15 protein-coding genes are annotated in these 13,310 nt (G+C 73.5%); 8 read left to right on the forward strand and 7 right to left on the reverse strand.

The window, feature by feature from the left end; genetic code table 11:
• Positions 1-31: 31 nt before the first annotated feature.
• The 4 genes from msrA to EV188_RS29850 all read left to right on the forward strand — a co-directional run bounded on the left by msrA (position 32) and on the right by EV188_RS29850 (position 4,209).
• Entirely contained in the window at positions 32-550 is a 519-nt protein-coding gene (gene msrA / locus EV188_RS29835) for a peptide-methionine (S)-S-oxide reductase MsrA (RefSeq protein WP_133829974.1), read from the forward strand.
• Positions 547-1,338 (forward strand): DUF1684 domain-containing protein, encoded by a 792-nt coding sequence (locus EV188_RS29840; RefSeq protein ID WP_133829975.1) that lies wholly within the window; start codon positions 547-549, stop codon positions 1,336-1,338. The genes msrA and EV188_RS29840 overlap by 4 nt, the downstream gene beginning before the upstream one ends.
• Positions 1,339-1,405: 67 nt before the next feature.
• Positions 1,406-2,227: a mycofactocin-coupled SDR family oxidoreductase gene (locus tag EV188_RS29845; protein WP_133829976.1), complete on the forward strand. Its 822-nt coding sequence runs from the start codon at positions 1,406-1,408 to the stop codon at positions 2,225-2,227.
• Positions 2,227-4,209 (forward strand): CehA/McbA family metallohydrolase, encoded by a 1,983-nt coding sequence (locus tag EV188_RS29850; RefSeq protein WP_133829977.1) that lies wholly within the window; start codon positions 2,227-2,229, stop codon positions 4,207-4,209. The genes EV188_RS29845 and EV188_RS29850 overlap by 1 nt, the downstream gene beginning before the upstream one ends.
• 178 nt (positions 4,210-4,387) lie before the next feature.
• Here EV188_RS29850 and EV188_RS29855 read toward each other — a convergent pair whose 3' ends face one another.
• The 6 genes from EV188_RS29855 to EV188_RS29880 all read right to left on the reverse strand — a co-directional run bounded on the left by EV188_RS29855 (position 4,388) and on the right by EV188_RS29880 (position 9,177).
• Positions 4,388-5,293, reverse strand: coding sequence for a hypothetical protein (locus tag EV188_RS29855; protein ID WP_133829978.1), 906 nt, complete (start codon positions 5,291-5,293; stop codon positions 4,388-4,390).
• A gap of 438 nt (positions 5,294-5,731) precedes the next feature.
• Complete coding sequence (locus tag EV188_RS29860) at positions 5,732-6,568, reverse strand: hypothetical protein (RefSeq protein WP_133829979.1); 837 nt, start codon at positions 6,566-6,568, stop codon at positions 5,732-5,734.
• Between the two features lie 313 nt (positions 6,569-6,881).
• Positions 6,882-7,607, reverse strand: a complete 726-nt coding sequence (locus EV188_RS29865) for an SDR family NAD(P)-dependent oxidoreductase (protein ID WP_133829980.1) — start codon at positions 7,605-7,607, stop codon at positions 6,882-6,884.
• Positions 7,604-8,059, reverse strand: coding sequence for a GatB/YqeY domain-containing protein (locus EV188_RS29870; protein ID WP_133829981.1), 456 nt, complete (start codon positions 8,057-8,059; stop codon positions 7,604-7,606). Before EV188_RS29870 ends, EV188_RS29865 begins: the two co-directional genes overlap by 4 nt.
• Before the next feature lie 13 nt (positions 8,060-8,072).
• Positions 8,073-8,807 (reverse strand): SDR family oxidoreductase, encoded by a 735-nt coding sequence (locus tag EV188_RS29875; protein WP_279536779.1) that lies wholly within the window; start codon positions 8,805-8,807, stop codon positions 8,073-8,075.
• A 19-nt stretch (positions 8,808-8,826) separates the two neighbouring features.
• Positions 8,827-9,177: a VOC family protein gene (locus EV188_RS29880; protein ID WP_133829982.1), complete on the reverse strand. Its 351-nt coding sequence runs from the start codon at positions 9,175-9,177 to the stop codon at positions 8,827-8,829.
• A gap of 88 nt (positions 9,178-9,265) precedes the next feature.
• Between EV188_RS29880 and EV188_RS29885 the strand changes: the two genes are divergently transcribed.
• On the forward strand, positions 9,266-9,835 hold the full coding sequence (locus tag EV188_RS29885) for an RNA polymerase sigma factor (protein WP_243742096.1): 570 nt from the start codon (positions 9,266-9,268) through the stop codon (positions 9,833-9,835).
• On the forward strand, positions 9,832-10,572 hold the full coding sequence (locus EV188_RS29890) for a methylated-DNA--[protein]-cysteine S-methyltransferase (protein WP_133829983.1): 741 nt from the start codon (positions 9,832-9,834) through the stop codon (positions 10,570-10,572). Before EV188_RS29885 ends, EV188_RS29890 begins: the two co-directional genes overlap by 4 nt.
• A 490-nt stretch (positions 10,573-11,062) precedes the next feature.
• Here EV188_RS29890 and EV188_RS29895 read toward each other — a convergent pair whose 3' ends face one another.
• Positions 11,063-11,815 carry a sulfite exporter TauE/SafE family protein gene (locus EV188_RS29895; protein WP_133829984.1) on the reverse strand — a complete coding sequence of 251 codons (753 nt, stop codon included), beginning with the start codon at positions 11,813-11,815 and terminating at the stop codon, positions 11,063-11,065.
• Between the two features lie 65 nt (positions 11,816-11,880).
• Between EV188_RS29895 and EV188_RS29900 the strand changes: the two genes are divergently transcribed.
• Both EV188_RS29900 and EV188_RS29905 read left to right on the forward strand, forming a co-directional pair.
• The gene (locus EV188_RS29900; RefSeq protein ID WP_133830004.1) at positions 11,881-12,099 is read left to right on the forward strand and encodes an RNA-binding S4 domain-containing protein; all 219 of its coding nucleotides are present in this window, start codon (positions 11,881-11,883) and stop codon (positions 12,097-12,099) included.
• Between the two features lie 404 nt (positions 12,100-12,503).
• Complete coding sequence (locus EV188_RS29905) at positions 12,504-13,220, forward strand: DUF742 domain-containing protein (protein ID WP_166660169.1); 717 nt, start codon at positions 12,504-12,506, stop codon at positions 13,218-13,220.
• Positions 13,221-13,310: the final 90 nt, after the last annotated feature.

A 13,310-nucleotide genomic window follows, 5' to 3' on the forward strand; every position in this document is an offset into this window, starting at 1 on the left:
CCACGTGCAGGCGAGACCGAGGAGGTAATCGGTGGCCACTCAGACCGCGATCCTGGCCGGCGGGTGTTTCTGGGGCGCCCAGGAGCTGCTCCGTCAGCGACCCGGGATCCTCTCGACGCGCGTCGGGTACTCCGGCGACCCGAACACCCCGAACGCGACCTACCGGCGCCACGGCGACCACGCCGAGGCCGTCGAGGTCGTGTACGACGACGACACGATCTCCTACCGCGAGATCCTGGAGTTCTTCTTCCAGATCCACGACCCGTCGACCCGCAACCGCCAGGGCAACGACATCGGCCGCAGCTACCGCTCGGCGATCTACTACACGACCCCCGAGCAGGAGGCCGTCGCCCGCGACACGATCAAGGACGTCGACGCCTCGGGCCTGTGGCCCGGGCCGGTGGTCACCGAGGTCGAGCCCGCGAGCGACTTCTGGGAGGCCGAGCCCGAGCACCAGGACTACCTGCAGAAGCAGCCCTGGGGCTACACGTGCCACTTCGTGCGCCCGGGCTGGGTGCTCCCGAAGCGCGAGGAGACGACGTCGGCATGACGGCGGTCGACGAGGACCTCGCCGGCACCTGGGCGGCCTGGCACGCGGAGCGCGAGAACGACCTCCGCGCTCCGCACGGCTGGCTCAGCCTCACCGGGCTGCACTGGCTCGACGGTGAGGCGCGCGCCTACCAGGACCTGCCGGGCACCTGGCGGGCCGCCGACGGCGGCGCCGAGGTCACCGCGGCCGCCGGCGACGACGTGTCCGTGGACGGCGTGCCGGTCGACGGCACCGTGCGGGTCGAGCCGGTCGACGGCAAGCCCGGCGTGCTCGTCGCCGTGGGCGAGCGGCGGGTCGAGGTGATCCGCCGCGAGGAGCACGTGGCCCTGCGCGTCCGCGACCCGCAAGGCCCGACCCTGGCGCGGTTCACCGGCGTGCCGGCGTTCCCGGTCGACGGCTCCTGGATCGTCACCGGGCAGTACAGCGCCTGGGACGCCCCGCGGCGCATCGACGTCGACACCGTCGTCGACGGCCTCGGGTTCCACCCGACCGCCGTCGGCACGGTCCGCTTCACCCTGGGCGGCGAGGAGCAGGAGCTCACCGTGCTGGGCGGCGAGGGCGGGGAGCTGCGGCTCCACTTCCGCGACGGCACCTCCGGGGACAGCACGTACGGCGGCGGGCGCATCCTGCGCACCGACGCCCCCGCCGACGACGGATCGGTGCGGATCGACCTCAACCGGACGCTGAACCTGCCCTGCTCGTTCACGGCGTACGCGACCTGCCCGCTGCCCCCGGCGGGCAACGTCGTCACGGTGCCCGTCGAGGCGGGGGAGAAGACGCCGGTCTGACCTCGGACGGTCGCATGGCCGTACCGAGTGGTTGCCATTCAGGACCACTTCGGTACGGTCATGTGCCATGTCTGAGCACAGCGGACGGGTCGCCCTGATCACCGGCGCGGCCCGCGGACAGGGCCGCAGCCACGCGTGGCGGCTCGCCGAGCAGGGCGCCGACGTGATCGCCGTCGACGTCTGCGCACCGGACGAGGGCGTCGCCTACCCGATGGCGAGCCCCGACGACCTTGCCGAGACGGCCGCGGGGATCCGCTCGCGCGGCGGGCGGGTGAGCGCGCAGGTCGCCGATGTCCGGGACGGTGAGGCGGTGCGCGCGGCCGTGGCCGCGGGCGTCGACGAGCTCGGCGGCGTCGACATCGTCCTGGCCAACGCCGGGATCGGGATGGCCTCGCCGGACGTGTCCGCCGCGCGGGCGTTCCGCGACCAGCTCGAGGTCAACACCGTCGGCGTCTGGAACACCGTGCAGGCCGCCGCGCCGACGATGATCGCGCAGGGCCGCGGCGGCGCGGTCGTCCTCACCAGCTCGTCCATGGGGACCACCGGGCGCGGCGGCGACGGCACGGGCGGCGGCGACGGCTACATCGCCAGCAAGCACGCGGTCGTCGGGCTCATGCGCAGCTGGGCGCACTGGCTCGCGCCGCACTCCATCCGCGTCAACGCCGTGCTGCCGTCGGGGGTGGCGACGACGATGGTGCTCAACGACGCCGTCGCCGCGCTGTTCACCGACCCGCCGGAGGGCGAGACGCCGGACGTCGGCAACCTGTTGCCCGTGGCCCTGCTCGCCCCCGAGGACGTCACCGCCGCGATCGCATACCTCGTGTCCGACGGAGCCCGGCACGTCACCGGGGTGGCGCTGCCCGTCGACGCCGGGTTCGCGGTGCGCTGATGTGCTGTCAGGACGACGAGGTCCTCGCCCTGCCCGCCCCCGCGATCGAGGCGCTCGCCCACTACCGGCGCCTGCGCGACCGGCGCGGCTGGGACTGGGGCGACGAGGACCTGCCCGAGTTCTTCCGGCTCGCCCGCTTCTCGCGTCTCGGTGACCTCACCGACGCGCTCGCCGCCACCGGCGGGGACTGGCCGGCCGCGATCCGGCGCGTCGCCGGGGACACGCCGCCGCCGGGGCTGGTGGTGCTCGCGGTGTCGGCGTCCGGGGCGCTCGTCCCGCGGGTCGGCACGCCGCGGCTCACGGTCGCCGGGCGGCCCGTGACCGTCGACGTCGTCGTGGACGCGGCCGTCGCCACGACGCTGGTGGTGGCCGGGACGCCGATGACGGTCGAGGCCGGCGGGGCGGCCGTGGCGACGGTCGAGGCCGACGGGCCGGTGCTCCCCGTCGTGCACGGCGGGCGGACGGTCGAGGTGCCGGGCGTCCTGGAGGTGCGGCCGGCCGCGACGCTGCGGGTGCGGTCGGGCGCGTGGTCGCGGTGGTCGGTGGTCGACGCGGCCGGCGGGGGATGGTGGCCCGACGGCGTGCCGCCCAAGGTCGACGCCGCCCACCGGCCGTACTTCCACGCCCGCGACACCACGCTGACCGTCCCGGCGGGCGAGCTGACGGTGAGCTGCACGCGGGGACCGGAGTACGCGACCGCGTCCGTGGTGACCGCCGCCGACGCGGTCGTCGAGCTGGAGCCCGAGCGCCTCGTCGACCCGGCCGCCGAGGGCTGGCACTCCGCCGACCTGCACGTCCACCTCAACTACTCCGGCGACCTCGTCGTGACCCCCGAGCAGGCCCGGGCGATGCAGCGCGGCGAGGGCCTGGAGCTGATGAACCTGACCGCCGGCAACCTCGGTGGCGCGCACGTCTACGACCGCGCGCTGTTCGAGGCGACGGTGGGCGAGGACCTCTGGTCCGGGGACGTCGTCGCGCGCACGTCGGTCGAGTTCCGCAACGACCTGCTCGGCCACGTCCACGCGCTCGCGCCGACCGCGCCGCCGACGCGCTACCAGACCGGCCACGAGGGCACCGAGCACCCGCACGACTGGCCGCCCAACGCCGCGGCCTGCGCGGAGCTCCGGGCGGCGGACGCGTCGACGACCTACGCCCACCCGGTGTTCGCGGGGTTCGGGTCCGGCGACGACCCGTACGGCCCGTTCCTCGCGCCCCACCGGACGGTCGAGGCGCGCGAGCTCGTCGCCGACGTGGCGCTGGGGCTGGTCGACGCGATGGAGGTCGTGTCGTGCTTCGACGACGCGGCGGGCGCCGAGCTCTACCACCGGCTGCTCGGGTGCGGGCTGCGTCCGGCGGCGGTCGCCGGCAGCGACGTCTTCCTCTCGTTCGCCCACGGCCCGGGCGTCGCGTCGAACCCGCCGGGCTGGTTGCGCACCTACGCCGACCTCGGCGGCGCGCCGGTCACGGCCGAGGCGGTGCGGGACGCGGTCCGCGCCGGGCGGACGCTCGCGACCAACGGGCCGTTCGTGTCCCTGGCCGTGGCCGGCGTCGGACCGGGGTCCGTCGTCGACGCCCGCGCCGGCTCGGTGCTGGACGTCACCGCCCGGGTGCGGGGTCTCGAGGCGCGGGAGGTCGTCCTCGTCGGCCCGGACGGCGAGATCGCGGCCGGGGAGGGTGTCGTCACCGCGTCCGTCGAGGTCGACGGGCCGCTGTGGCTCGCGGCGATCGCCCGCGGTGGCCCGCACCCGTTGGATCCCGAGCGCCCGGTGTTCGCGCACACCTCGCCCGTGTACGTCGAGGTCGGCGGGGCGCGCGTGGCGCGGGCGGCCGACGCGCGCTGGTGCCTGGGGCTGCTCGACCGCCTCGAGCAGCTGGTCGTCGCCGAGGGCCGCTTCGACCCCGCGCGCCGCGACGCCCAGCTCGCCGACCACCGCGACGTCCTCGACCGCGCCCGCGAATTCTATTGTGAAGTAGCGAAGTAGAGAGTGCGGAGTCGCGACCCGTTGTCGAGTGCCTCTCCTGTCTCGAAGCGATGAGGCCAGGCGGTCAGCGTCTTTCTCGCACGAGTAGGGGAGGCCAAGGTTCCAGCAAGGCGTTCTGCCGATTGTAGACATCCTGAGACACCCAGTGAATGAAGTTGTCTCGACCAGGAAGTGATGATCACGGTACAAGAATTGAAGCGGTCTGCACCGGCGTTGGGTCCATGGGCGGAGAACAGAGACGAGCAGGGATGCGTCGCACGCCTTCGAAAGTTACCAACGGAAGTGGTTGCATGGCCGCGGGTGGCCCGGGCTTGCAGACGGTTCTTCGGGTCACTTCCGAGGATGGGAGGTATTCGATTGTCCGCGTCTCTTCGTCTAGGAGAACATACCAACCAACGCTGACATTCAGTGCATAGCCGACCTTAACTTCACCAGACTTGAGCGCCACCTCTTCAGCTGGGATCCAAGGCCTGCGCACAACCTCTGATACCGTCCTCATGTCGAATGGCACCTGGTAGATGGCGCGGACAAAGAAGAAGGCGTAACCACATATCGCCGCGACGACTATGCTGTATATTGCCACCATGGCCAACTGTGGGACGAAGATGGACCACCCGCCGGTGATGAGCGGAATGGGTGGATCGAGGTAGACGAGCAACGCGCCCCCCAGTACGCATATCAGCAACCATCGAGAGTCGCTGTAGAGCGCTCTCCAACCTTCAAGGTCGAGCCTCGTCAACATGTCGTTGTATTCGAACTTTGCTCTGTTCCAGCCGGTAGCAAATGTTGCGTAGGCGGGCGCGATGATGGCCGTGGCAAGCCCTGACAGCGCAGCCAGTTGCCAGTACCTACCCATAATAAGAGCGATCGTGATGGCGGGGAGGAAGACCGGGAGGAGCGGAACCAAAGTCCCCAGCAGCGTCCCGGTGAATCCTCCAGCGACTGTTACAGCAGTAGCGGTAGTCGTGTCGTAGTTCGTGATCAGCAAGAGTCGACAAGCGGCAGCAACTAACAGCACTGCAGGGGAGAGAATGAGCGCCTTGATCGCACGCCCACTTCTCGCCTGTTGGTTCCCGTCGGTCACGCGATCCTCCGCCTGTCGAGGCCAAGAGCGTTGTTGGGCGTCGTCACCTGTTGAGGACGCACTAGTAGAGCGGCCGGCTCATGTTCCACAAGGTGTAGATCGCGAAACTGATCCATACGATGAGGAGTCCGCTGTAAATCAAAGTCCACTTGAAGATGATCCATACTGCATAGATGAGCCCAGCACAGATCTCGACCACGAGCCAGAGTCCGGACTCGACTAGCTTCGGGACTAGCAGCAGGGTGAGTAAGACCGTTACCCCGACGAGTACAGGCACAAGCGGGAGGGGGACGGCTTCGATGGTCGTTAATGGCGGCATCAAGGTGGTGGTCTCCTGGGTGGCGCGTTCTCCCCAGCGGGTGAGCTCGCCTTCCTGAGCGCAAGGTCGGTGATCGACGCTTGCTTTGTGCTATCCGTCGCTGCAAGGCCGCCGGCGCGTTACGGTGCCAGAATCGGCTGGACGGGTGAAGATTCGATGCGTCTGATGACGATAGTTGCGCAAGTGGTGAATGAGGCGAGTCCCACCCAGCATGAGGGGACGAGCTTGGTCGAGGTCGTGACATCCCGCGCGATGCGCCCGATCAACCGGCTCTCGTGAGCTTCGAGGTTCCGCCGAGCTGGGCGCGTCGTCTGGGCCGCGTCTCCGGCGAGACATAGGCGCAAGATCGCGTCGAGACCGACCGTCCGGCTCGACGCGATCATGACCATAGGTCGGAGGGCACCCGGCGCCGTGGGAACCGCCGGGAGTGGGGCGGCGTCGAACCCCACATGACCACCGACCACGGTGAGGCCCTGCAGGCCGCCGACCTCCTCCGCGCCGTGCACGACCTCCTCGGGCGACGGCCCGGCGCCGTGATCGCCGGACCGACGGCCGCGGCGCTGTGGATCGGCGAGCTCAGCGGCCTGGCGCCCGGCGACGACCGCGAGGCCGGGGCGTCGCTCCTCCCGTCCCTCGCCGCGGGTCCCCTCGAAGCCGTGGTGCCCGGGACCGGCGGGCGGTCGAGCCCGGAGGTGCGGATGCGCGCCGACCGGCTCGACGCCGACGAGATCCACGAGGTCCTCGACCGCGCGGGCAGGCACCTCCGGCTCACGAGCCCGCTCCGCACCTGCTTCGACCTCGCCCGCACCCTGCACGCCGACGAGGCCGTGGCCGTCGTCGACGCCGTCGCCGCCCGCCACGGCACGACGGCCGAGGACCTCCGCCTGCTGGCCCACCACCACCCGGGCGTGCGGGGCCGCCGCTCGGTCTTCCCCGTCGCGGACCTGATGGACCACGGGAGCACCTCGCCGGGGCGCACGCGGGTGCGGCTCGTGCTCCGACGGGCCGGCATCGACGTCCCGCTCGCCGGTCGGGCCGTCGTCGACTCGGACGGCGAGCTCCTCGGCGAGCTCGACCTGCTGTGGCCCGACGACGGGTGCGGCATGCAGGTCGGCCGCACGAGGGAGGAGGCGATCGCGCGGATGGGCCGCCTCGCGGAGAGAGGGTGGTACGTCCGGCTGGTGCCCGAGGACGGTCCGGCCGACTGGCTCCGCTACCAGGCGCTCGGGCTGCTCGAGCAGCGGCGGGGGCGCACCTACCCGCCGCTCGTCACACGGTCTGCCCGCCGTCGACGACCACGGTCTGTCCGGTCATCGCCCGGCTCTCGACGAGACCCAGGACGGCGCGCGCGACGTCGTCGGGCGTGGTCTCGCGGTCGAGCAGGGCCTTCGACGCCAGCTCGCGGCCCCGCTCCTCGTTGCCCGCCCACCAGCGGGTCAGGACGAGGCCGGGCGCGACCTCGTTGACCCGTACGGGCGCGAGCGCGCGGGCCAGCGAGCGGGTGAGCCCGTGCAGCGCGGACTTGCTCACCGCGTACGGCAGCGAGGACCCGCTGCCGGTCAGGCCGGCGATCGAGCCGATGTTGACCACGACGCCGTCCTCGGCGGCACGCAGGTCGTCGGCGGCCGCCCGCGCGCAGTACCAGGGCGCCATGAGGTTCACCGCGAGCATCTGCTGCCAGACGTCGTCGGTGGCGCCGTCGAGGTCGTCGAGCGGCAGCGGGATCGTGGCGCCGGCGTTGTTGACGAGCACCGCGACCGGCCCGAGGCGCGCGCGGACGTCGGCGACCATCGCGGTGACCGCGGCGTCGTCGGTGACGTCGGCGGCGACGGCGATCGCGCGCCCGCCGTCGGCCTCGATCTCGGCGACCGTCGCCTCGGCGTCGCCGGACGAGCGGCGGTAGGAGATCGCGACGGCGTACCCGGCGCGGTGGAGCGCGAGGCTGCAGGCGCGCCCGATGCCGGTGCCGCCGCCGGTGACCAGCGCGGTGGTCACGAGCTCAGCTGCCGCTTGACCTCGCCGGACACGCGACGACCGTCCGCGCGCCCCGCGACCTGCGGCTGGACCACCTTCATGACCTGCCCCATCTGCTTCGGTCCCTCGGCGCCCGTCTCGGTGATCGCCGCGGCGACCAGCTCCGTGAGCTCGGAGTCGGAGAGCTGCGCGGGCAGGTAGTCGGTGAGCACGGCCTGCTCGGCGCGCTCCCGGTCGGCGAGCTCGGTGCGCCCGGCACCGTCGAAGGCCTCGGCGGACTCGCGGCGCTTCTTCGACTCGCGCCCGATGACCGTCACGACCTCGTCGTCGGTGAGCTCGCGGTGGGACTCCCCCGCGACCTCCTCGGTGTTGATCGCGGACAGCGTCATCCGCAGCGTCGAGACCCGCACCTCGTCACGGGCCTTCATCGCGGTGGTGAGGTCGCTGCGCAGTCGCTCCTTCAGCTCGGCCATGTGCCCAGCGTAGTCAGGTCACGCGACGCAGAATCGGCGTCGGCATCACGCGCAGCACCCGCCCCAGGACCGCCCACGGCCACGTCGGCACGTAGGCGAACGCGGGTGCCTTCTCGATCGCGTCCACCATCGCCCGGGTGCCGGTCGCGGCGTCGACCGAGAACGGCCTGCTCATGCCGCCGTTGAGCTCGGTGCGGATGTAGCCGGGGGCGAGCGTGGTGACGCGGATCGGGGTGCCGGCGACGTCGACCCGGATGCCCTCGGCGAGGTGCGAGAGCGCGGCCTTCGTGGCGGCGTAGGTGGTCTGCGCGCCCCGCAGACCGCGGTCGGCGGCCACGGAGGACACGACCACCAGGTGGCCCCGGTTCTGCTCCCGGAAGATCTCCATCGCGGCCTCGCACTGGGCGAGGGCGGCGACGAAGTTCGTCTGCGCCGTGGCGAGGTTGGCGTCGAAGCGCCCGGTGCCGATCGGCGCGCCCTTGCCGATCCCGGCGTTGACGACCACGCGGTCGAGGCCGCCGAGCTCGTCGCGCAGCGCCCGGAAGGTGCTGAACACGGCGTCGTGGTCGTCGACGTCGAGCGCGGCGATCGCGATCCGCACGCCGGCGGGGGCGAGCTCGTCGCGCAGCGCCTCGAGGCGGTCGAGGCGCCGGGCGGCCAGCGCGAGGTCGTGGCCCCGGGCGGCGAGCTCGCGGGCCATGCCCGCGCCGAGCCCTGCGCTCGCCCCGGTGATCAGTGTCGTCGGCACGGGGAGCGTGCCTACCAGCTCAGTGCTGGCCGAGCACGTTCACCACGACGCCCTGCGGGGTGCGCACGAAGAACCGGCGCACGCCCCAGGGCTCGTCGGTGAGGGGGTGGACGATCTCGTAGCCCGCGGCGAGGGCCTGGGCGTGCACCGCGTCCACGTCGTCCACCTCGACGCTGACGCGGCTGTCCTCGGGCGCCGTCGCGTCGCGGGAGATCAGCTGGACCTGGCCCGTCGCGCTGCTCCCGGCCCGGTGGTTGACGACCCACCCCATGTCCATCGGCGTCTCGAGGCCGAGCAGGCCGGTCCAGAACGGGGCGTCGGCGGCGGGGTCGTCGACGGCGAGGTTGGCGACGATGCGGGTCACGGTCATGGCGTCGAGCGTGCCGCCCGGGAGGTCGGCGGTCTTGCAGGAATCGGAGGAGCGCCACGGATCGCGCCACTGTGGTGTTCTCCCTGGCGTGGCGGACGACGAGCAGCTGCGCACCGCGCTGGTCGAGGACCTCGACGCGGGGTTCGAGGCGGTGGTGCGCACCCACGGCGACGTGGTGCACGCGGTGGCGCGGCGCACCGCCGAGCGTCCGGCGGACGCGGAGGACCTCGCCGCCGAGGCGTTCCTGCGCGCCTACCGGGCGATGCGCGGCTACGACGCGGCGCGGATCGAGCGGCTGGACCTGCGGCCCTGGCTGCTGACGATCCTGCTCAACACGGCCCGCAACGACCGCCGGGACGCCGCGCGGCGGCCCCGGACGGACGGCGCCGCCGACCCGCCCGACCGCGCGAGCCCGGCTCCCGGCCCCGCCGAGCGCGCCGAGGCCACCGACCTCGGCGACCGGCTCGCGGCACTGCTCGCCGAGCTCCCGGTCGCGCAGCGCACGGCCGTCGTCCTGCGCCACGTCGTCGACCTGCCGGTGGCCGAGGTGGCCGCCGTGCTCGCGTGCAGCGAGGGGACCGCCCGGTCGCACGCCGCTCGGGGGCTCGCCGCGCTCCGGGCCCGTCTGACCGCTTCGACCCCTGGGGAGACCTCATGACCGACTCGCTGCTGGAAGACCTCCGCGACCTCGCCGAGCCCGCGCCCGCGACCCTCGCCGAGCGGGTCGTCGACAGCTGGGTGCAGGTGCCCGGCCCTCTCGGTGACGTGTACGCCGTGGTCGGCGCCCGGGGTGTACGGCTGCTGCGCCCGGCCGCCTACGCCGGCGAGCTGGGCACGTTCCTCGAGGACTACCGCGCCCGCCACGGCCGCCCCGTGCGCCCGGCCGCGCGCCCGCCCCGCGGTCTTCTGCCCGCGCTCCGCGGGACCGGCCCGGGACCGGCGCTCGACCTGGACGCGCTGACCCCGTTCGCCCGCGACGTCCTCGCCGTCACCGCGCGCATCCCGTCGGGCCAGACCCGCCCGTACGGCTGGGTGGCGCGCGAGGCCGGGCACCCTCGCGCCGTCCGGGCGGTCGGCACGGTGCTCGCGCGCAACCCCGTCCCGCTGCTCGTGCCCTGCCACCGCGTGGTGCGCGGCGACGGCGACGTCGGCCAGTACCTCTCGGGACGCGCGGACAAGGTGGCGCTGCTCGAGGACGAGGGCGTCGACCTCCCCCGGCTCGCCGAGTTCGCCGCGGCGGGCACCCGGCTGATCGGCAGCGACACGACGGGCATCGTGTGCCTGCCGACGTGCCACCACGCGCGCCGGATCACCACGGCGCACCGGCACGGCTTCCCGAGCCTCGACCGCGCCCGCGCCGCCGGCTACCGCCCCTGCCGCGACTGCCGCCCATAGACGAGCGGGTGCCGATCAGGTGGCGCGGCGGCTGTCGACCGGCGAAGCTGAGGAAATGGAGTAGGCATTCGCGCCGTCTCGGGACGGTCGGTGGCTGGCGCAGGATCGCCGGAGCCCGGGCGCAGACGTCGGCCGCTCTACGTCCGTGACCGCGTCGAGCCAGACCGTCGGTCTCGACGCGATCTTGCACCTATTTCCCGCCGCGCCTCCCCGGAGGTGGCCAGCGGCCGGCGCGCGGTCGCGAGCCCACGCGGAGACGCCGCCGACCTATGCCCATGATCGCGTCGAGCCGGACGGTCGGTCTCGACGCGATCTTGCGCCTATATCCCGTCGGTCGCCCCGGAGGCGGCGGCGGCCGGCGCACGGTCGTGCGAGCCCGCGCGGAGGCGTCGGCCGCCCTATGCGCACGATCGCGTCGAGCCGGGCGGTCGGTCTCGACGCGATCGTGCGCCAATGTCCCGCCCGGTGCCCTGGAGGTCGGGCGCTCGGCTCAGGGCGCCGTGAGACCGCGGTACAGGAGCACGCCGGCGAGCACGAGGCCCGCGACGGCGATCCCGATGCGCAGCACCGTCGGCGGGAGGCGCCGGGCGATCGCCGGCCCGTAGTAGTTGCCGACGAGCAGGCCGGCGGTGAGCGGGAGCGCCGCCGACCACGAGACCTCGCCGAGCACCGCGAACCCGACGGCGGCGACGGCGTTGGACGCGCCGAGCAGCACGTTCTTGACGGCGTTGACGCGGACCAGGCTGTCGGCGAGCGCGCGGGTCAGCAGCGCCATCATCACCACGCCGGCCGCGGCGCCGAAGTAGCCGCTGTAGACGCCGACCACGAGCACGCCCACCACCGTCGCCGCGTGCCCCACGCGGGACGTCACCGGCTTGGCGTCCTCGCGCCGGGGCAGCAGCAGCACCAGCGAGGCGCCGGCGACGAGGAACGGGACGATCAACGCGAAGGCGTCGGACGGCGTGACGAGCACGAGGCCCGCGCCGATCGCGCCGCCGACGAGGGTCAGCGGGAGCAGGCGCAGCACGCGCGGGGCCTGGCCGCGCAGTTCCGGGCGCGACCCAAGCACCGAGCCGACGCTCGCGACGGCGAGCGCGATCGTGTTGGTCTGGTTGGCCGCGACGGGGGAGAGGCCGACCGCCAGCAGCGCGGGGTACGAGAACAGCGACGCGAGCCCCGCCATCGAGCCCGACAGCCCCGCGGCGAAGCCGGCGACGACGAGCAGGACGACCATCCGCGCCATCCCACCACCGGCGGACCCCGGCCGCCCGGCAGCGAGGCGCGGGGCACACTCGCCGGGTGGGCCAGATCCGGGACGTCGAGATCCGCGACGAGACCATCCGCCTCGGCCAGCTGCTCAAGCTCGCGGGCCTCGTCGAGCACGGCGCCGCCGCCCGTGAGGTCCTCGAGGCGGGGGAGGTGACGGTCAACGGCCGCGAGGAGATCCGGCGGGGCCGGCAGGTCGCCGCGGGCGACGTCGTGGCCTTCGGCGGCGAGCGGATCCGCGTCCGCGGGCCCGCAAGTTGATGTGTACATGCAACGAGACTCGGGATCGCCGTCCCGGCGAACCGGGTGGAACGACGACGACCCCGAGCCTCGGTGGGAAAAGCCCCACGGAGAGAGGTCCGAGATGGGGCTGGGGTCGAGCCTAGCCCCCCGCGCACCGGTCGTCGTCGCTGGACACGACCTCCGATCCGGTCGCAATCAGGTCGTCCCGAGCGCGTGACACGACTGTCACTCAGTAACGAAGACATCACTGCGGGTCACGGTCGTGAAGCGGCCCTGATCGGGGCTCACCGGGCGCTGTTATCGATCCGAGACCTGCACTATCGTGGCGATCGATCCCCTTCGTCCGGTGCCCGGGACGTCGTGGCGCGAGGGGGAGGCCGGCGGTCCCGTCCGTCGATCGTGCCACCGGGAGGCTGCGCAGCGTGAGCGAGGCGGAGGGGGACGGCGACGGCACGAACGGTGCCGCCGGCGACCGTCGACGCCGGCGCACGCGGGTCGGCCGCACCGGTGCCCGCTTCCCGCGCGCCCTCGCCGCCGAGGTCCTCGACGAGCCCACGGACGGGGCCACGGACGGGGCCCCGGACGCGGTCGAGCCCGAGGTGGTCCTGCCCGGCGAGACCGGCGGGCTGCCGCTCACCGGCGCCCGGTTCGGGTCCCACGCGCGGCGGACCCGCAAGGAGGCCGCCCGGGCGGAGGCCGAGGACGCCGCCGTCCCGGAGCAGGCCCCGCCGCCCGCCCGCGCCCAGCCCGCGGGGGACGACGCGCCGACCTTGCCGCTGTTCCTGACCTCGGCCCCGCCGCCGGAGAGCACGCGGACCCGGGTGCGCCCCTACGTCCGCACGCGCGGGCGGACCCGGGCGCGCGCGGACCTCGCGGTGGAGACGCTGGTGTCGATCCCGTCGCCGCGCCCGCCGCTGGAGGACCCCGAGCACGTGGCGCTCGGCGACGTCGTCGGCGACCCGCGCTCGGTCGCCGAGGTCGCGGCGCTGCTCTCGCTGCCGCTGGGCGTCGCCCGCGTGATCATCGACGACATGGCGGGCGCCGGGCTGCTGCTCGTGCACCCGCGCGCGGTCGCGGCCACCGGGGCCCCGTCGCGGGACATCATGCAGCGCGTGCTGGACGGGCTGCACAGGCTCTAGGTGTCGTGACCCAGCACGTTGTCAGCTCGCGAGTCGGGTGATTGGTGGCCGGCCGCCGAGGGCGGAGTGGGCTCGGCGAGTGTTGTAGTT

Source organism: Actinomycetospora succinea, assembly GCF_004363095.1.
GTDB classification, from domain to species: domain Bacteria; phylum Actinomycetota; class Actinomycetes; order Mycobacteriales; family Pseudonocardiaceae; genus Actinomycetospora; species Actinomycetospora succinea.